This is a genomic window from Vibrio sp. 1978, assembly GCF_033344345.1.
In genome coordinates this window covers 1-704 of sequence record NZ_JAWPOP010000452.1, presented here as the reverse complement: position 1 = coordinate 704, position 704 = coordinate 1, and the positions used below count along the sequence as shown (strand labels likewise).

The window sequence follows — 704 nt, the reverse complement described above, 5'->3', positions numbered from 1 at the left end:
TACCGTTCTTGAATAGTCCAACCAAATGATCGTGTCGACGTCTTGCCACTTTATGCTTTCAGTTCGAGAATAGTTTCCATCCAAAACCCATTCGCTTTGCGTGAGGGCCGTTTTTAAGTTGCTGAAAAACTCATGGTCGGTGCTTTCTTGCCAGCCCGCTTTCCAAAACAATTTGTCCATTTCGATATGTGTAACGTCGAGCTTCTGAGCTAAGGCTTTTGCAAAAGTAGACTTACCACTGCCGCTACTACCAATGACATTTATCCTTTTCATATAACGCCCTCCATGGCGCTGGCAACAAACTGACGAAGAACGCTGCAGTTAGTCAAAACTACAGCTTATTTTTACAGGTCGGTGATAGTAGTGTTTTGTATGATTGATAAGAAGTTTCAACGTCAATCATGTGAACCATAACTCATATTAAATTTGATTTATAGCGCTTAACGCTGCCCCAACTCTCGAGTAAATTGAGTCTTCGTAGGCAACAACATCACGAGTTTTTACACTGTAAACTGATTTATCAAGAACAGAATTTTTGATTTATCGTGCTTATTTTCTATGTAAACTCGCTCCAATTACTCATCGAATTAACTTTGTGCATATCAAAAGTTTGCACAACATAGACAATGGCGTGATCTCATCACCACTATAATACGACCCGATATGAATAGAGGTGATGGTTATGATGTTAAAAACAGTGTCGA

The 704-nt window shown here is 39.5% G+C and carries 1 protein-coding gene; it reads right to left on the bottom strand.

Features of this window, described 5'->3' with window-relative positions; translation table 11 throughout:
- Nucleotides 1–273, bottom strand: a 273-nt coding sequence (locus tag R8N49_RS27180; protein WP_318190458.1) for an AAA family ATPase, incomplete at its 3' end; no start/stop codon positions are given.
- Between the last annotated feature and the right edge of the window lie 431 nt (nt 274–704).